A 17,680-nucleotide genomic window follows, 5' to 3' on the forward strand; every position below is an offset into this window, starting at 1 on the left:
AATTCCGGGCGTGGGGCAGGGTTGGAGCCATGGACGAAGCCTTCGTGCGCGACCTGCTCCGAGACCAGCACCCGGATCTGGCCGGCCTGCCGCTGCGGCCGGTGCCCGGCGGCTGGGGCAACCAGATGTGGCGGCTGGGCGACGACCTGGCCGTCCGCATGCCCCGCCAGGAGGGGGCGTCGGAGCTGCTGCGCATGGAACACCGCTGGCTGCCGCAGTTGGCCCCGACGTTGCCGCTGCCGGTATCGGTGCCGGTCCGGGTGGGCGAGCCGTCGGAGCGCTTCCCGAAGACGTGGACGATCAACGCCTGGGTGCACGGCGAGCCCGCCGACCGGGCGGACCTCAGCGCCGATGCGGCGGAGGGGCTGGCGGAGTTCCTGCTAGCCCTGCACCAACCGGCCCCGGCCGACGCGCCGATCGACGTCGACCGGGTGGCGCTGACGCCGCATCCCAAGGTGCCGGCGGAACTCCGCGCCGACTACCAGCGGGCCCTGGACGCCCCGACCTGGGCGGGACCGCCGGTGTGGCGGCACGCGGATCTGCACCCGGCCAACGTGGTCGCGCGCGACGGCGTCCTGTCGGGAGTGATCGACTGGGGTTCGCTGTCGGGCGGCGATCCGGCGATCGACCTGGCCTCGGCCTGGGTGCTGCTGCCGGACACCGACCGGTTCTTCGACGCCTACCGGCCCGACGAGGCCACGGTCCTGCGGGCCAAGGGCTGGGCCATCGGGAGGGCGTTGTTCCTCGTGGACATCGGCGAACTGTGGGAACAGGGCCGTCCCGGCGGCCAACCCGGATGGGGCGCCCGGGGACAGGAAGTGTTGCAGCGGCTCATGAAGCCGACAACGTGGACCGCCGGCGCCAGGCCCAGCGGAGCAGGCCGACGCTGACGACCAGGGTCGTCAGGTTGATGCCCAGCTCCAGGACCCCGGCCCCGCCGGGCAGCCACCAGATGCCGTTCTCGATGTCGTACAGGGAATCGATGCACAGCAGGTAGACGCCGACTCCGCCGCCGGCCAGCAGCCAGAACAGCGCGGCCGGGCGGCGGGCCAGCAGCGAGAACATGGCGCCCAGCAGGCAGACCAGCAGCCAGGTGTCGGCCAACGGGAAGGAGTTCTCGAACTCGACGTAGCCGGGCCGGGCCTCGCTGGCCACCACGTCCCGCGCGAAGATCCACAGCAGCATGTAGGAGACGGTGATCAGGGCCGACAGCACCAGGACCACGACGATGCGGCGGCGGCTTGCCTCGGTGATCTCCATGTGGGGCATTGTGGGCCACTCACGAGCGAAAACCCACCCCTGCCCGGTCCAAGACCCGCAGCCACAGGTTGCGGTCGGCCTGGCCCGGCGACCAGCGGGTGAGCTGACTCCCGTTGTATCGCAACAGTTCCGACGGGAACGGCAGCAGCTTGGCGTGCACCATGTCCACTGTGGTCCGTTCGGTCTCCCGACCGGGTCGGTCCAAAGTGGACACATCCGAAGGTCGGCGGCGCAGCCCGTTGAGCACGCCCAGCGTCGCCCCGGACCGCAGCAGCGCGCCGAACAGGTACTGGCGCGCTGCCCTTTCCTTCCCCAGCAAAGGAATCGTCAACTCATAAATCTGCGGCTCATGCATGGCCAGCTGATGGCCCCTCAGACCGGCCCGGGCGAGACATCGTGCAAGACAAAAGTGGCGAACCCGAGCTCACGCCGCAAGCCGCCGAGCCAGGTGTCACGGTGCTCGCGGGCGGCGGTGAGCGCCTGGTTGCGGTGCTCGACGGTCGGGGCCGACCGCACGGCCCAGTCGACGAGCGAGCCGGTCCAGCTGAACTCGTAGTCGTCCCATTCGGTCAGTGTGCTGACATGCCCGAAGGACGGCTCGAAGCCGTGCCGGTGGAAGGCCCGGACCAGGCCGGCGAGGTCGGGGACGGAGTCGGACGGGAGCCCGAGCGCGGCTAGCGCTGCCGCGGACGGGGTCCCTTCCCAGATCATCTCGCCGATCAGCGCCTGACCGCCGGGGCGCAGGTGCTGCCGGACGGCGACCAGCATGTCCTCCAACCCGCCGAAGGCGTGCCGGGCGCCGACGCAGAGCACCACGTCGAAGAGCCCGTCGTTCCAGGTGGCGGCGTCGGTCTCGATCCATCGCACCCGGTCCGTCAGCCCGCGCTCGCCGGTGCGCCGGGCGGCCGAGGCCGGCAGCATGTGGTCGATCCCGACGCCTGTCGTCGCGGGATGGTCCAGCAGCACCTGCTGCAGCCACTCGCCCTCACCGCAGCCGAGGTCGACCGCGCGGGCGCCGACGGCGGGGCTCAACCACCCAACCAACTCGCGCAACCGGTCGGGCGCGACCGGCGCCGCGATGGGATGGCGCAGGTGCGCGATATCGAAGATCTCCGATCGGTCCACCGAGGTAAAGCTAGTGGTCCAGCCGTTGTTCGTGATCCGTGACTGATGGCGGCTGTTTGCCGTCGGTAGTGGCTGGCCTGGGCACGGGCTTGGCGCCGACGACGCCACCGGGACCATTTCAGGGCGTGGGCAGCGGTCCGGACGGGGGGCGGTGGCAGCGGTGAACAGTCGCCGAATCTCGTTGCGGGTGAGCGGAATCAGGTCATCGACGTCGCTGGTCGGGGTGGCGGCTTGAGCGGCAGTCATGACGGACAGGAAGGCGTGGGCGAGCATGGCCAGAACGGGTCCAGCGGTGCCAGGACCGCCGGCGGCGGACCTGGTGCTCGTCGAGGCCGGCCAGCTCCTTCAGGGACCGTGTCATCGCCACCCGCCGCCGTCGGCGGCCGACCCGTTCCGGGGTCGTGCTGTCGGCCGTGCTGATCACCGCCACGGCGATGCGGCTGATCGAGGAGCACGGCGGCTCGGGGCCGTCCTCGGCGCCGACGCGACGGCGCTCTACCGGTACTTCCGCCGTGATGGACGAGGTCATCCGACAGGCCATCGACGGGTTTGAGCCGGGGCCGGACTGGCTAGCCACCCTGCGTGAGCTGGCGATACGGATCTACCGGACGAATCTGGCGCATCCCCGGGTCGCCCGGCTGGCCGCCGCCCGCGTCACCCGTCGACCCAACGAAGCCCGCGCCATCGAGCTGGTCCCGTCGGCTCAGCGCTCCGCGGACTTCGCCGACACCGACGCCGTCGGCTACTACCACGCGTTCATCGACATGACGCTCAGCCACTCCGCGCTGGATTCGGCGGTGCGGTCTCAACCGCCCGCGGTCCGGGAAGCGCACAGAAACGCGTGGCGCGAGAACTACCGTCAACTGTCACCGGACACCCGTGGCGAACATCGCCGCCACCGCCCGCCACCTGGCCGGACACCGGAGCGGCAGCTCCTTCGAGACCACCCTCGACCTTGTGCTGGCCGCGCTCGCGCAAGCGAATTCCCTGAACATGGGATGAACCAGGAGGCTGCGGTGATCGTGTCTTGGGGTGAAGGAAAGGAGTTAGGCTCAGCGATGCTTCACCAGGGCGCAGCACATGCGACGCAGGTCACATCTGTCCGGGAAACCATCCGGGCCGCCGCGATGTTGTTGAAATTTGAACAGGAAGACGGTCGTAGCGCGGCCACTGGCAGATCGGAGTCCACCATGTCGACGAGCGGCGCCGAGGCAGCAACCGTCCGCACCCGGGTGCGGATCCCCCTTCGCTTCGCTGACGGCTTCTCCGTCACTGCCGACGCGGTCACCTTCCACGGGCTGGCCGACGGCCTTGAGCACGTGGCCATGGTGTTCGGCGACATCACCACCGGCACGCCGCTGGTCCGCCCGCACTCCGAGTGCCTGACCGGTGACGTGTTCGGCTCCGCCCGCTGCGACTGCGGGCCCCAGCTGCGCGAGGCCGTCGAACGCATCTCCGCCACCGGCGGCGTGCTGCTCTACCTGCGCCAAGAGGGCCGCGGCATCGGCCTCTACAACAAGCTCGACGCGTACGCGCTGCAGGACACCGGACTGGACACCTACGCCGCCAACGCCGCGCTGGGCCTGCCCGAGGACGGCCGCGACTACACCGTGGCCGCGCAGATGCTGGACGCGCTGGGCGTGCGCAAGATCGACCTCCTCTCCAACAACCCGGACAAGGCCGAGCAGCTGCGCAAGCTCGGCGTCTCGGTGCGCCGCCGCGTGCCGACCGGCGTGTTCGCCACCGAGAACAACCTGCGCTACCTGCGGGCCAAGGTGGACCACACCGGCCACACCATCACGCTGTCCAGTCTCGTGAGTTGAGGCCCATGAAACTGCCGTATGTCGTGCTGTCGGCGGCCGTGAGCATCGACGGCTACCTCGACGACGCCGGATGCCAACGCCTCCTGCTGTCCTGCCCGGAGGACTTCGACCGGGTCGACGCGGTCCGCGCCGACGTGGACGCCGTCCTGGTGGGGGCCAACACGATTCGCCGTGACAACCCGCGACTGATCGTGCACTCGGAGCAGCGGCGGGCGCAGCGGGCGGCCCGGGGCCTGCCCGCGCATCCGATGAAGGTCATCGTCACCGGCTCCGGCGACCTCGATCCGGACCTCGCGGTCTGGGGCTGCGGCGGCGAGAAACTCGTGTTCACGGTGGACTCCGCCGCCGAGAAGGTGCGGGACCGTCTCGGTGAGCGGGCCGAGGTGGTCAGCACGGGCGCGGTGTTCGACTGGCACACCGTGCTGGCCCGGCTGGGCGAGCGCGGCGTCGACCGGCTCATGGTCGAGGGCGGCGGCACCGTGCACACCCAGCTGGTGGCGCTCAACCTGGCCGACGAGCTGCACGTGGCGATAGCGCCGCTGGTGGTCGGGCAGGTCGACGCGCCGCGGTTCCTCGGCCCGGCCAACTATCCCGGCGGCACCGCCGCCCGGATGAAACTCCTCGGCTGCACCCAGGTCGGCGACGTCGTGCTCCTGCGATACTCGCCGAAGGACCTGACCTGTTGCCAGTAGGAGGAAAACATGCCCCTGTTCGACCTCTCGGACCGTCGGAGCTGGCCGAGCACAGGGTGACCGCCACCGAGCCGGACGGCCTGGACGCGTGGTGGGCGGCCCGGATCGCCGCCGCCCGCGCCGTGGCCGAGCCGGTTTCCCTGGTGCGGCACGAGGAGTCGGCCTACGGGCCGACACCGGTGTGGGACGTGGAGTTCTCCGGCGACGGCGGCGACCGGATCCGGGGCTGGTACCTGCGGCCCGCCGGCACGGAGGGGCAGCGGCTGCCGATCGTGGTGCGGTACATCGGGTACGGCGGCGGGCGCGGCCTGCCGCTCGACCACACCCTGTGGGCCGCCGCCGGATACGCCGTGCTGGTGATGGACACCCGCGGGCAGGGCGCGAAGTGGGCGATCGGCGCCACCGGCGACCCGGGGCGGTCGCCCGCCGGGCCCGAGTACCCGGGCGTGATGACCCGGGGCATCTCCAGCCCGGAGACGTACTACTACAGCCGGCTTTTCGTGGACGCCGTGCGGGCGGTCGACGTCGCGTCCGAACTGGACGGTGTGGATCCGTCTCGGATCGCGGTCAGCGGCGGCAGCCAGGGCGGCGGGCTGGCCATCGCCGCCGCGGCGCTGTGCGGGGACCGGGTCCGGGTGTGCCACGCGGACATCCCGTTCCTGTGCGACTTCCACCGGGCCATCAAGATCACGCCGAAGGCGCCGTTCACGGAGATCAGCGATTTCCTGGCGCAGCACGTGGATCTGGTGCCGGCGGTGCTGGAGACCCTGCGCTACGTCGACTGCGCCCTGCTGGCCCGGCGGATCACCGCCACCACGCTGTTCAGCGCCGGCCTGATGGACGCGGTCTGCCCGCCGTCCACGGTTTTCGCGGCGTACAACGAGATCACCGCGCCCAAGGAGATCACGGTGTCCCCGTTCGGCGTGCACGACGTGCCGCGCGGGCACATCGAGCGGCAGCTACGCCACCTCCGCGAGCACCTGGGCTGATCGGCGGTCAGGCAACAGGGCGGCGCCGCCGACGACAAAAAGCCAGATGTCACCGGGATATCCGGCCAGTCGTTCGGCGCCGCCCACGCCGAGCAGCTCCGGCGCGAAGATCGACATGGCGGTGCCGAGCAGCCCGAAGACCACGACCACGATGCCGAACATGCCCAGCCTGGTGTCGCGAATCGTCAGTGACAGCACCAGAATCGCCACGCTGGCCACCGGCAGGCTGAACCCGCCGATCATGTGCAGCGAGAGGTCCTCGTTCTCCGGCGCGACCCCGAGCAGCAGCTTGCCCGCGCCGACCAGGATCCACAGCAGCACGCCCACGGTCGCCGGCCCCGTGTCGGGCCACCGCGAACGCAGCAGGCCGGCACCGGCGGCGATCAGCAGGCCCGCGACGATGAACGACGCGTTCATCAGGCCGGCCTTGGGCGAGCAGACGTAGGTCGCCATGAAATCGCCGCAGTCCGTGTTGCCGAGGTCGCCGATGTAGTTGTCGCGCCAGCTGAACGGCGTGCGCCACTGGGCCGCCACCACGAACTGCGCGACGGTGTACTGCACCGTCGCGACGATCCAGAGGAATCCACCGATCGCGGCGCGCTTCTCGGCACTCGTCATCATCAGGGCCTCCCACCTGGGAGCGTGACCCTGCCCGGGTGGGCCGGCAACCGGCGTCCCCCTATCGAGGGAGGCTCAGGCGTGGCTGGTGACCAGATCGGGCAGGGCGTCGTGGTCGGGGAGGTCGGTGTCCACGTCCCGGACCACTTTCACGAAGAACCCGGACAGGCCCACCACGACGCCGAGCACGCCGGTGCCGAAGAAGACCAGGGCCATGCCGCCGCCGGGGCCGCCGGGCACGACGGAGCCGAAGACCTCCAGCAGGGCGCCGCCGGGCCGCATGCCGGGCTCCAGGACGTTGTCGGCCAGCGGGCCGACGACGGCCAGGGCCAGGGGGAGGGCGAGGTTGTCGACGACCTGGCGGGCGCCGAAGACCCGGCCCTGCATGGCGGGGTCGACCTTCACCTGCCAGATGGCGTCGAGATTGCCGCGCAGGAAGGGCATGCACACCCAGGAGCAGAACCAGCTGGCCGCCCACCAGAACATGCCGTCGCCCATGCCGAGCATGATCCGCCCGAGCGAGTAGTAGGCCAGCACCGCGAAAAGCACGGACCGCACGGGACGGACGGGCGGCGGCCGCAGCAGCATCACCACGCCGCCGACCACACCGCCGAAGGCGCCGACGGTCTGGACGAGGCCGGCGGCGAGCTCGTCGTTCCCGCTGCGTAACAGGACCATCGGCGTGAGCACCTGCCAGCCCATCACCGACAGCATGCTCACGACGAAGAACGTCATCTGCAACCCGAGCAGCCCGGGGCGCGCGGTGATGTAGCGGAATCCGAGCAATGCGCCAAGCCACCAGCCGGTCGCGCACGCGGCGGCCCGGTCGGGCTGCGGGATGCGCACCAGGAACACGGTGCCGACGGCCACCGCCCCGGCCAGCACGGCGATCAGCACCACGACGTCGATTCCCAGGCACTGCAAGGCGATCGCGCCGAGGGTGGGGGCGACGACGTTCTGCACCGAGTCGGCAATCGTTCGCATCGCGTTGGCCCGGGACAGGTCCTCCTTGGCCACCATCAGCGAGATGGTCGCCGAGTAGGCCGGCACCTCGAACGCCACCAGCACGCCGATGAGGGTGTTGGCCAGGAACAACTCCCACGCCTGCACGCCGTGGAAGGCGAACAGCGCCAACAGGGAGCCCAGCACGACGACGGTCCCCGCGTCGCCGACGGCGATGGTCAGCCGCCGCGGCAGCCGGTCGACGGCGGCGCCGGCCAGCGGGCTGCACAGCATGGTCGCCACGAACGCGGCGCCGGTCATCAGCGACAGGTCCAGCGCGCTGTGCGTCCGCAGGAACAGCCAGACGCCGAAACCGAAGTTGACCATCCGGGCCGCGCTGACCGACAGGATCTGCCCGGCCCACAGGATCGAGTAGCCGCTCAGCCCGCCGGGACGGCTCCAGCTCACCACAGGCCGCGTCCCATCCGGGCATCATCGCGAGCGGGGACGCCGCCAGGCAAGACCAAGATCCACATTCTGGGCGTCCTGGTAGCAGCCGGCTGCCCTTCGGCCTCCCTACGGCCTAGACGGGCGGGATCATCAGGAGATCCGCTGAGTGATCAGCACCGAGGCGGCCACCGACAGCAGCGAGATCAACGTGCCCAGCGCCAGCCACGGCTGGCTGGCGTCGACGGTCTTGGTCTCGTAGCCGATCTGCGAGGCCAGCGAGCTGTAGACGTTCTGCAGCTGCCCGGCGCTCTCGGCGTCGTAGGCCTGCCCGCCGGACAGCTCGGCGATCTGCCGCATGGCCTGCTGGTCGCCGGGCACGTCCTCGGCCTGCCCCTCCACGTCGGCGGTGCCGCCCTTGGTGCCGAAGTAGATGCCGGAGATCGGCATCTGGGCCTGCCGCGCCCGCCCTCGCCTGGGTGTACGCGCCCCGCGCGGCGTTCGGGTCGGCGGGGTTGTTCTCCCGGCCCGTCCGACAGCAGCACGATGCGGGCCGGCGGCGGACCGTCGGCGCCGGTGATCAGCTTGCCGAAGGGACTGGATCGCCTGCACGGCGGCGGCGATGCCGTCGCCGGTGGCGGTGCCCTCGGCCGGCTTCAACGCGTCGATGCCGGCCTTGACCTGTGTGCGGTCGGTCGTCGGCGACACCAGCGTGGTGGCCGAGCCGGCGAACTCGATCAGCCCCAGGTTCACGCCGGGCGTGAGCTGGTCGGCGAACGACTTCGCGGCCTGCTGCGCGGCGGCCAGCCGAGAAGGCGGGATGTCCTTGGAGTTCATGGACAACGAGACGTCGACGACGAGCATGACCGTGGCCCGGTTGCGCGGCACCTTCGACTCGGCCGTCGGACCGGCCAGCGCGATGCTCAGCAGGATCAGGCCGACGGCCAGCATGGCCGGCGGAATGTGCCGCTGCCAGCCCGGACGCCGGGGGGCGACCCGTTCCAGCAGCTCGAGATTGGTGAAGCGCTTGGTGTCCCGGCGACGCAGGCGCTGCGTGACGAGATACCCGACCGCCAAGACCGCCACCACGCCGATGAGCAGCAGCCACAACGGGTCCGCGAACCCGGACAAGCTCATCCAGCCGCTCCCCCGGACCAGCGCCGCTTGCGAGCGACCACGAACCGGACCATGTCGGCGATCCAGTCGGAATCCGTGCGCAGCACCAGGTGCGCGCAGTTGGCCTGCCGCAGGCCGGCGGCGACCTGCGCGCGGTGCTCGTCCGCGGCGGCGGCGAACTGCCGGCGCAGCAACGGCGACGCGTTCACCTCGCGCTGTCGGCCGCTCTCCGGGTCCACCAACGTCACCAGGCCGACCTCGGGCAGGTCGATGTCGCGCGGATCGACGATCTCGACCGCGACCAGGTCGTGCCGCGCGGACAGCCCACGCAGCGGCCGTTGCCACGCCATGTCGCCGAGGAAGTCGGAAATCACCACGGCCAGCCCACGGCGACGCGGCGGCCGGCGCAGCTGTTCCAGCAACGCCACCAGATCACCACGCACGCCCTCGGGCGCCCGCGGCGTCGTCGCCACGCGACGGACCAGGCTGCGGGAGTGCGCGAGGCCGCCACGAGCCGGCAGTCGCACCATCTCCTGCCCGGTCGACAGCACGGCGCCGATGCGGTTGCCGCCACCGCCGGTCAGGTGCGTGAACGCCGCCACGGCCGCGACGGCCAGGTCGCGCTTCTCGCACGCCGCGGTGCCGAAGTCGAGGCTCGCCGACAGGTCGACCGCCAGCCACGTCTCCAGCTCACGGTCGGCGACGGTCTCCCGGATGTGCGGCTGCGTGGTCCGGGCCGTGACGGCCCAGTCCATGCGGCGCACGTCGTCGCCCGGCTGGTACGGCCGCGCCTCACCCGGCTCCGTGCCGGGCCCGGGCACCAGGCCCAGGTGGTTTCCCTGGAGCAGGCCGTCCAACCGGCGCCGCACGTCCATCTCCAACGTGCGCAGCGCCGACTCCAGCTTCTCCTCACGCAACACGGGAGGAGCCCAGCGAGGGCGTGGGTCGGTCACAGGCCCACCTCGCTGGCGCTCGGCGGGTCTGCGACCCAGGTCCCAGTGCCCAATGGTGACCTCGCAAGCTCGGTCACGGCCTACCGACCGGCGCGGGCGGCTGCATCGGCCCGAGGTGCGGCTGGAACGGCTGCTGCGCGGCCTGCGGGCCGGTCAGCGGCTGACCGGTCATCGGCTGGCCGGGCTGCGGACGCGCGGAGACCTGCGGCAGCGGCACGGTCTGCATGACGCGCTCTACGACTTATAAATGGTTGTGGGTTATGGGTCGATGCGGGCGGGGCACAGAGAGGAGCGATCGCCCAGAGACATTGATTACTGGCAGACAAACGGGAGAAACCAACTAAGAGGGATTGTAGACTGTCGCCGCGACGCAGCTGTCCTAACAATACGGATCCCTGTTAGAAAGTTCAACCAGCAGCGATGAAACAGATGGATTGGGTTGAAGTCGCGACCTCGTGGCTCACCTATCGTAATAGGCCTTCCCAGTTCCCAGCCAAGTCAGGCGGTAAAATGCAGTTGAATATAGTAAGCACTCTGCTGCTCTAGGACAAGTCCTTATTGATTACGGGGATCCTGTCGCCGTATATGAGCGGCGGGAAAGATAGGGCTAGAGCAGCTACCGAATGGCGTCCTTCGCGGCGAGGCGCCGTAGGCGACCCAGCCGGCCACGTCGGTCAGGCCGTGGTCGCCGGGCGACCGCGTGGCCAGCACCAGCCGCACCACGTAGTCCACCAGCGCGTGGTGCACGAAAACCTTGGCGGCGACGTCCTGCAGCCGGACCAGCTCGTCGGTGCCGAGCACCTGCTGCGGCTGCGGCGGGGCGACGCCCATCCGGTAGACGATCTCGCGCTCCTCCTCGGCCGTCGGGTACTCCACGACGATCTTGAAGAGGAACCGGTCGCGCTGGGCCTCCGGCAGCGGGTAGACGCCCTCGTTCTCGATGGGGTTCTGAGTGGCCAGCACGAGGAACGGGTCGGGCATCGGGAAGGTCCGGCCGCCGATCGACACGTGCCGCTCGGCCATCACCTCCAGCATCGCCGACTGCACCTTGGCCGGCGCGCGGTTGATCTCGTCGGCCAGCACGAAGTTGGCCACCACCGGGCCCAGCTCGACGTCGAAGGTCTCGCTGCTCTGGCGGTAGATGCGGGTGCCGAGGATGTCGGCCGGCACCAGGTCCGGGGTGAACTGCACCCGGCTGAACGAGCCGCCGACGACCTTGGCGAAGGTCTCCACGGCGAGCGTCTTGGCCACGCCGGGCACGCCTTCGAGCAGCAGGTGGCCCTTGGCCAGCAGGCCGACCAGCATGCGCTCGACCAGCCGGTCCTGGCCGACGATCACCCGCTTGACCTCGAACACGGTGCGCTCGAGCAGTTGGGCGTCCCGAGCCGGCGTGTTCGGCGGCGTGCCCTCGGTGTTCACGGGCTCGCTCACGTGCGGACCTCCTAGATGACGGCGTGCTCCGACGGTAGGTAACCCGATCACCGGTGAGGGTGCTGTGAAGCAGCCTTGGCCAGGTCGGCGGGCGTGTCCACGTCGACGGTCTCCCCCGGCTCGGCGGTGACGGAGGCGTAGTCCAGCGCCCCCAGCACCGAGCGCAGCGACGCGCCCGCCGGGTCCTTGGGCAGCACTCTACGCAGGGAGTCCGTCCGCCACACGCCGATGAGCCACTGCGCGTGACCGTCGTCGAGCAAGGCCCCGTCGGCCGTCACGGCGTTGCGCAGCCGGGCCACGGTGTCCGCCGTGACGCCGACGAGGTCCGCGGCCAGCACGGCGACCGACGTCGCCTCGCCGATCAGCTCCAGACCGGCGGCCAGCCCGGCGACGGGGCCGCCGCCGGGCGGGTCCTCACGGGCCCAGAAGACGGTGCGGTCGGTGGTCGTGGCCGGTCCGACCACGACCACCGGCGACGCGTCGGCGACCGCTGTCAGGCAGCGGTCGAGCAGGGTGCGGCCGGCCACGACCAGCGCCGGCTTGTGCATCCCGCCCATCCTGCTGCCGCGGCCACCGGCCAGCAGCACCGCGGCGAAGTCCGTCACGCAGAGGACACTAGCCGCCACACCACGGGCTGACCGCCGTCACCGACCGAGCCTTCCGAGGACCAGCCGGCGATGGTGCCGTCATCGTCGACGAACCGGGCCCGCGCCTTGGTCGTGCCGGGCAGCAACGGCAGCTCGGTCAGGAACGTCGTGCCCTGCCACACCGCCGCCGGGCCGTTCTGCACGCTCGGCTCGTACTCCTCGCCGACGATCAGGCCGGACGCGTTGACGTCCCACGTCGACATGCCGTGGTCGAGCGGCGTCGCAACGTAATCCGGCCCGGTCCACATCAGCGCCTGCGACTCCGCGCCGCCGACCACCACGCCATGGCGGATGGTGGTGGCCCACACGTAGGTGTGGCCGGGAGCGGACAGCGGGCGGGCGACTCCGTTGCGGACCACGTACGGAGTCGTGTCGTCCTTGTTCACCAGCACGGTGCCGTCGTAGTCGATCGCCGCCGGCGTGGAGTTCGCCGGGGCGCCGGCCAGTGGCCGCAGACCGGCCTGGCCGAGCGGCGACCAGTACAGCACCACCGTGGACGACTGCTGCCCCAGCGGGTCGACCGCCTGCACCGCGATGTCGCCACGTGGCCCCATCGCCGCACGCCGGATGTCCGTGTACCGCCCCGTCACCACCTGGTGGTAACCCGAGCCGTCCAGCGTGAACAGCTTCGCCGCGCCGTCCCCCGCATCGGCAATGATCAGCACCGTGCCGCTGTTGCTCTCTCCGACCACCTGGCCGAAGTCCGCACCCGGCGGCATGCCGTGGTCGGTGGGCCGGCCGTCCTTCCAGGTGACGAGGGTGAACCGGTCCGGCGTGAACATCATCCCGGCGTAACCGCCGTGGCCGTCGGACGCCTCCAGATACCCCGGCGACACCCCCGGCGGCAGCGGCAGCGCGCTCACCTCCCAGTGCGGCGTGCCGGCCAATGCGGGCGTTGCGGTCGCCACCGTGGCGACCACCACCGCCGCCGCGACTCCCAGCGTCTTCCACCCCATGCGCTTCCCCCTCGGGATCGTCTGGCTCTCCGAGGGTTCACGCACCAGGTGCCCGAAAGGTTGTCCGGTTTCAGGCTTCTACGAGTTTTGCCAGCTTGTCGTAGGAGTCGTTGACGCCGTGCTCCATGCCGCTGGCCAGCATGGCGTCGCGGGCCTCGACCGACGGGAACACGGAGCGGGTGTGCATGCGGGTGCGGCCGCCGAGGTCGGTGTAGGTGACCGTCTCCAGGCTGATCTGGCCGGGCGCGCCCTCGAACTCGAAGGTCTGGACGACGCACTCGTCCTTCGCCACGGTGTGGAAGACGCCGCGGAAGCGGTACTCGGTGCCGTCGGCGTCGCGGTTGACGTAGCGGTAGCTGCCGCCGGGGCGCGCGTCGTACTCCTCGACGTCCGTGGACAGCTCGCGCGGGCCGAGCCACTGGGCGATGAGGTCGGGGTCGGTGGCGGCGCGGAACACCTGGGCCGGGGTGGCCTCGAACTCGCGCGAGATGTCGATGAACGGGGTGCCGGGCTGGGCGGTGATGGTGGTCGGGTTGCTCATGTCGATTCCTCCTCCTTGAGGGCCTCCAGCACGGCGTCGAGCCGCCGGTGCCGGCTTTCGGCCGCGAGCCGATACGTGTCGATCCACGCCGTGAGCTGCTCCAGGGCGCCGGCGTCGAGGTGACACGGGCGGCGCTGGCCGTCGCGACTGCGGGTGATCAGGCCCGCGGACTCCAACACCTGGATGTGCCGGGACACCGCCTGCTTGGTGATGTCGAACGGCTCGGCCAGCTCGTTCACCGTCGCGTCGCTCCGCGACAGGCGGGCGATCAGGGCCCGCCGCACGGGGTCGCCGAGCGCGGCGAACGCGCGGTCCAGTTGCTCGTCGGGGGCCATTGTCAACCAATCTGTTTATCAACCGATGCGTTGACTATGGCACCGTCGGCCCCCGTCCGCAAGGGCACGGCGGAAGTGGACATGGGCGGGCGGTTTCCGAGACAGGCTCGGGAAACCGCGGTGACGGGCGGCACTGCCGATCACGCTGTTCGGCGGGATCGCAATTTCCGCCCCGGTGGCTACACTCCGCACATGCACTGTCGCACCGCAGCACGACCCGGGGACGCTCGGGCGTGACCGCACCACTGCGGGTCCAGCTGCTCGGCCCGGTCCGCGCCTGGCGCGGCGAGCAGGAGGTCGATCTCGGCACGGCGGGGCGGCGGGCGGTGTTCGCGATCCTGGCCATGGCGGCCGGGAAGGCGGTCACCCGCGAGGAGCTGGTCGACGGCGTCTGGGGCGAGGACCCGCCGGCCCGCGCGGTCGGCATCCTGCACACGTACATCTCCGACCTGCGGCGATCCCTCCAGCAGCGGGTCCGCGGCAGCAACCAGTCCACCGAGCACGTGCTGGAGTCGGTGGGCTCGGCGTACGCGCTGCACGTGGACCGCACGCAGCTGGATGTCACGAGGTTCGACGCTCTGCGGTCGGCGGCCGACGATCTCGGCGCCTCGCTGCGGTCGGTGACGGCGGCTTTGGCTCTGTGGCAAGGCGAGGCCTTCTCGGGACTGTCGGGGCCGTTCGCCGAGCTGCACCGGGCGCGGCTGGCCGAACTGCGGCTGGCGACGTTGGAACGCCGCTGCGCGCTGCTGCTGGCCCTGGGCAACCAGGACAGTGCGATCACCGAACTCGCCGGCCTGGTGCGGGAACACCCGCGCCGGGAAGGCCTGCGCGGCCTGCTGATGGTGGCGCTGTACCGGGCCGGCCGCCGCGACGAGGCGCTGGCCGAGTTCGAGAGCGCACGCGAGGTCCTGGTCAACGAGCTCGGTCTGGACCCGGGCCCGGTGCTTCAGGACATCCACGACCGAATCCAGGCCCAGCAGAAGGTGCCGATCCCCGGCATCGGCACGCAGCACGACCAGCTGGCCCCCGCGACCCGCCAGCCGGAAGTGCCAACCCAGTTCGTCGGACGGCCGCGAGAAGTGGCCTGGCTGCGGGCGCTTGTGGTCGCGCTGGCCGACGGCGCGGGCGGCTGCGTGCTGGTCGAGGGCGAGCCCGGCATCGGCAAGTCCGCGTTGCTGGCGGTCGGCCTGGCCGACGCGCCGGTGGCCGGCTGCCGCGTGGTGTGGGCGCTGGGTGAGGACCTGTCGGGCGACGGCCCGCTGGCCCCGATCAGCCGGCTGCTGTCGTTCGTCGACCAGGCCTGTGCAGAGGCGCCGCTGATCCTGGTGATCGACGACGTGCAGTGGCTCGACGAGACCGGTCTGCTGGCGTGGCACCGGTTGTCCCGACTGACCCAGCAGCTTCCGCTGCTGCTGGTCGGCGCGCGTCGCACGAACCCCACCGCGCACCACGTGGACCTGGCCGGCGGCCGCACGCTGGCCCTCAGCCGGCTGCACGCGGACGACGTGCACGAGCTGGCGGCCCGGATCGTCGGGGCGTCGCTGGGCACCGTGCTGCGGGGCCTGGTCGACCACGCCGCCGGCAATCCGTTGCACGTCCGGGAACTCGTCGACGGGCTGGTTCGGGAGTCCATGCTGCGCACCGTGGACGGCGTCGCCGACGTCGACCCGTCCAGCGGCTTCGACGCGCACCGGGCCATGGCCGTGGTAGCCGCGCGGCGGCTGGAGTTCCTGTCCCCCACGGCATTGGACCGACTGCGCTGGGCGGCGCTGCTCGGCGTCGAGTTCGACCTGGCCGACCTGGCGGCGATCGTCGGCGCCTCCGCCGCCGACCTGGTCGGCGCGGTCGAGGAGGCCACCGACGCCGGCCTGCTGGTGGATGCCGGCAATCGTTTGGCGTTCCGGGATCCGGCCGTGCGGCAGGCGCTGTACGAGGAGCGCCCGGCGGCCGTCCGCACGACGCTGCACCGCGAATCGGCCAAGGCCCTGGCCCACGCCGGGGCCCCGGTGGAGCGGACCGCCGCGCAGCTGGCGGCGGCCGGCGAGTTCGACCCCTGGTCGGTGCAGTGGCTGCTGGCCAACGTGGAGACGGTCGCGGGGCGCGATCCGGGGCTCGTGCTGACGCTGCTGGACCGTGCGCTGGACAGCACGTCACCGACGCCGGAGGAGCGGGAATTCCTGCTGGTCAGCCAGGTTCGCCGGCAGTTCCGGCTGGGCCGGCAGCCCGAGGCGGCCTCCCGTGCGCTGCTCGACATCACCCGGGATCCGGCCCACGCCGCCGAAATGCGCTGGATCCTGGCCTGCCTGACCTACCGGCGCGGCGATATCGCCCAGGCCATCGCCGATCTCCGTGCGGCGGCGGCCGATCCGTCCGCGCCGGACTTCTGGGCCGCCCGTCACGACACGCTGCGGGCCCAGTTCGAACGGACCGGCCTGGACGACCTCGACACCGCCGAGGCCACCGCCCGCGCCGCCCTCGTCGATGCCACGGAGGCGAACGACGCCCCAGCCATCGCCGCCGCGGAGCAGGAGCTCTGGTACGTGGAATCGGTGCGCCGCAACCACTCCGCGGCGCTTACGCACGTGAACAACGCGCTGGCCGCCGCGACCGGCAACCAGCACCTGGTGGACCTCCAGATCAACCTGCTCGGCGCGCGGCTGTTCAGCCTGCAGAACCTGGACCGGCTCACCGACGGCACCGACACCGTGGCCCGCACTCGCGCGATGGTCCGCCGCACCGGGCTGCCGTCCGGGCGCGTCCACATCGGCGCCGCCGTGCACTACTACTGGCTCGGCCGCTGGGACGAGGCGCTGGCCGAGCTGGACTCGATCATCGGCGACGAGCCCGAGATCACCATCTTCGACCTGCGGTCCCGGGTTCCGCTGCTGCAGTACGGCACCGCGGCGATGATCACCGGGCACCGCGGCGACACCGAGCAGCTGCACGCGCACCTGCGCACGGCGTCGTCGTACCCGGTGATCGCGCCCGGCGACCAGGAGAACAGCGACTTCTTCCTGGCGGCCAAGGCCACGGCCGCCGAACAGGACGGCGACCTCGCCGCCGCGGTGTCGGCCTACGAACCGATCCTCGACACGTCCTATGGTCGGATGACGTTGCGGCACCAGTGGTTGCCGGACCTGACCCGGATCGCATTGGACGCCGGCGAGCCCGATGTCGCCACGGCGGCGTTGCACCTGGCCCAGGCCGAAGCCGCCGCGGAAACGGTGCCAGCGCGGGCTTTCCACGCCGCCCAGCGCTGCGCCGCGCTGATCGCCCAGGACCCGGAGCCGCTCCTTGTCGTGGCACAGCGGTACCGCGAGGCCGGCCGGCGCGTCGAGTTCGCGATCACGAGCGAGGACGCCGCCGTGCTGTTGGCCCGGCGCGGCGAGATCGACCGTGCCCGCCACACGTTTCGGGAAGCCCTGCTCATCTATGCAGAGCTGGGTGCCTCTTGGGACATCCGACGCGCGGAGTCGCGGCTGCGCGAATTCGGCATCCGGCGGGCCGGCGTGTCGACCGGGCAGCCGACCGTCGCCGGCTGGCACGCCCTGGTGGGAGACGAGGTCCGGGTCGCGGAGCTGGTCGCGCTGGGCCGGTCCAACCCCGAGATCGCGGCCGAGCTGGCGCTGTCCCGGCGGGTCGTGCAGGCCCATGTCTCACGCATCATGCAGAAGCTGGGGGTGGACTCGCGAGCGGCCCTGACGGGTAAGGTGTCCGGGCATTCGGCGCCGGCGGGGACCGTGCCCATCGAGACTGGGGAACGCAGTGGCTGATCAGGCCCGGGAACTGAGGGTCGAACTGCTGG

The 17,680-nt window shown here is 71.2% G+C and carries 19 protein-coding genes and 1 pseudogene; 7 read left to right on the top strand and 13 right to left on the bottom strand.

From position 1 onward, the window contains the following. Nucleotides 1-29 precede the first annotated feature (29 nt). On the top strand, nt 30-890 hold the full coding sequence (locus KUTG_RS09120; protein ID WP_052394246.1) for an aminoglycoside phosphotransferase family protein: 861 nt from the start codon (nt 30-32) through the stop codon (nt 888-890). On the opposite strand, the gene KUTG_RS09125 is transcribed toward KUTG_RS09120, so the two are convergent. Genes KUTG_RS09125 through KUTG_RS09135 form a run of 3 tightly spaced genes read right to left on the bottom strand, consistent with a single transcriptional unit; the run spans nt 832 to nt 2,385 of the window. After that, nucleotides 832-1,260: a hypothetical protein gene (locus KUTG_RS09125; RefSeq protein WP_043716348.1), complete on the bottom strand. Its 429-nt coding sequence runs from the start codon at nt 1,258-1,260 to the stop codon at nt 832-834. The two genes, KUTG_RS09120 and KUTG_RS09125, sit on opposite strands and share 59 nt — an antisense overlap. 19 nt (nt 1,261-1,279) lie before the next feature. Further along, nucleotides 1,280-1,615: a hypothetical protein gene (locus KUTG_RS09130; protein WP_043716349.1), complete on the bottom strand. Its 336-nt coding sequence runs from the start codon at nt 1,613-1,615 to the stop codon at nt 1,280-1,282. Nucleotides 1,616-1,632: 17 nt separating this feature from the next. Next, entirely contained in the window at nt 1,633-2,385 is a 753-nt protein-coding gene (locus tag KUTG_RS09135) for a class I SAM-dependent methyltransferase (RefSeq protein ID WP_043716350.1), read from the bottom strand. A 515-nt stretch (nt 2,386-2,900) separates the two neighbouring features. Here KUTG_RS09135 and KUTG_RS66060 point away from each other — a divergent pair. From KUTG_RS66060 to KUTG_RS09150, 5 genes and pseudogenes are all read left to right on the top strand, one after another. Further along, nucleotides 2,901-3,155, top strand: a pseudogene (locus KUTG_RS66060) (TetR/AcrR family transcriptional regulator C-terminal domain-containing protein); the annotation flags it as partial. A 109-nt stretch (nt 3,156-3,264) separates the two neighbouring features. Further along, nucleotides 3,265-3,387, top strand: a complete 123-nt coding sequence (locus KUTG_RS65155) for a hypothetical protein (protein WP_255360861.1) — start codon at nt 3,265-3,267, stop codon at nt 3,385-3,387. 188 nt (nt 3,388-3,575) lie between these two features. Further along, nucleotides 3,576-4,208, top strand: a complete 633-nt coding sequence (gene ribA / locus KUTG_RS63340) for a GTP cyclohydrolase II (protein ID WP_043716351.1) — start codon at nt 3,576-3,578, stop codon at nt 4,206-4,208. Nucleotides 4,209-4,213: 5 nt separating this feature from the next. Next, nucleotides 4,214-4,900, top strand: a complete 687-nt coding sequence (locus tag KUTG_RS09145; protein WP_043716353.1) for a RibD family protein — start codon at nt 4,214-4,216, stop codon at nt 4,898-4,900. Further along, complete coding sequence (locus KUTG_RS09150; RefSeq protein WP_063753496.1) at nt 4,891-5,889, top strand: acetylxylan esterase; 999 nt, start codon at nt 4,891-4,893, stop codon at nt 5,887-5,889. The genes KUTG_RS09145 and KUTG_RS09150 overlap by 10 nt, the downstream gene beginning before the upstream one ends. Here the strand turns inward: KUTG_RS09150 and KUTG_RS53165 are convergent. The 10 genes from KUTG_RS53165 to KUTG_RS09195 form a co-directional block, all read right to left on the bottom strand. Next, complete coding sequence (locus tag KUTG_RS53165; protein ID WP_052394247.1) at nt 5,860-6,510, bottom strand: DUF998 domain-containing protein; 651 nt, start codon at nt 6,508-6,510, stop codon at nt 5,860-5,862. The genes KUTG_RS09150 and KUTG_RS53165 overlap by 30 nt on opposite strands. A gap of 72 nt (nt 6,511-6,582) precedes the next feature. Continuing rightward, a complete protein-coding gene (locus KUTG_RS09160; RefSeq protein ID WP_198047075.1) occupies nt 6,583-7,917 on the bottom strand; it encodes an MFS transporter in 1,335 nt (444 codons plus the stop codon). A gap of 132 nt (nt 7,918-8,049) precedes the next feature. Continuing rightward, nucleotides 8,050-9,033: a VWA domain-containing protein gene (locus KUTG_RS09165; protein WP_232240722.1), complete on the bottom strand. Its 984-nt coding sequence runs from the start codon at nt 9,031-9,033 to the stop codon at nt 8,050-8,052. Beyond that, nucleotides 9,030-9,965: a DUF58 domain-containing protein gene (locus KUTG_RS09170; protein WP_043716355.1), complete on the bottom strand. Its 936-nt coding sequence runs from the start codon at nt 9,963-9,965 to the stop codon at nt 9,030-9,032. The genes KUTG_RS09165 and KUTG_RS09170 overlap by 4 nt, the downstream gene beginning before the upstream one ends. Before the next feature lie 73 nt (nt 9,966-10,038). Next, nucleotides 10,039-10,191, bottom strand: a complete 153-nt coding sequence (locus tag KUTG_RS58195) for a hypothetical protein (protein ID WP_157494424.1) — start codon at nt 10,189-10,191, stop codon at nt 10,039-10,041. A gap of 329 nt (nt 10,192-10,520) precedes the next feature. Beyond that, nucleotides 10,521-11,396, bottom strand: a complete 876-nt coding sequence (locus tag KUTG_RS09175) for an AAA family ATPase (RefSeq protein ID WP_232240723.1) — start codon at nt 11,394-11,396, stop codon at nt 10,521-10,523. 47 nt (nt 11,397-11,443) lie between these two features. Beyond that, complete coding sequence (locus KUTG_RS09180) at nt 11,444-12,001, bottom strand: molybdenum cofactor guanylyltransferase (RefSeq protein ID WP_157494425.1); 558 nt, start codon at nt 11,999-12,001, stop codon at nt 11,444-11,446. Further along, nucleotides 11,998-12,999 (bottom strand): hypothetical protein, encoded by a 1,002-nt coding sequence (locus tag KUTG_RS09185; RefSeq protein WP_043716358.1) that lies wholly within the window; start codon nt 12,997-12,999, stop codon nt 11,998-12,000. The genes KUTG_RS09180 and KUTG_RS09185 overlap by 4 nt, the downstream gene beginning before the upstream one ends. A 70-nt stretch (nt 13,000-13,069) precedes the next feature. Further along, nucleotides 13,070-13,540 (bottom strand): SRPBCC family protein, encoded by a 471-nt coding sequence (locus KUTG_RS09190; RefSeq protein ID WP_043716359.1) that lies wholly within the window; start codon nt 13,538-13,540, stop codon nt 13,070-13,072. Further along, entirely contained in the window at nt 13,537-13,875 is a 339-nt protein-coding gene (locus tag KUTG_RS09195) for an ArsR/SmtB family transcription factor (RefSeq protein ID WP_043716361.1), read from the bottom strand. Before KUTG_RS09195 ends, KUTG_RS09190 begins: the two co-directional genes overlap by 4 nt. A 233-nt stretch (nt 13,876-14,108) precedes the next feature. Between KUTG_RS09195 and KUTG_RS09200 the strand changes: the two genes are divergently transcribed. Further along, complete coding sequence (locus tag KUTG_RS09200; RefSeq protein WP_043716362.1) at nt 14,109-17,648, top strand: BTAD domain-containing putative transcriptional regulator; 3,540 nt, start codon at nt 14,109-14,111, stop codon at nt 17,646-17,648. The last annotated feature ends 32 nt before the right edge of the window (nt 17,649-17,680 follow it).

This window comes from Kutzneria sp. 744, from assembly GCF_000568255.1.
Classification (GTDB): Bacteria; Actinomycetota; Actinomycetes; order Mycobacteriales; family Pseudonocardiaceae; genus Kutzneria.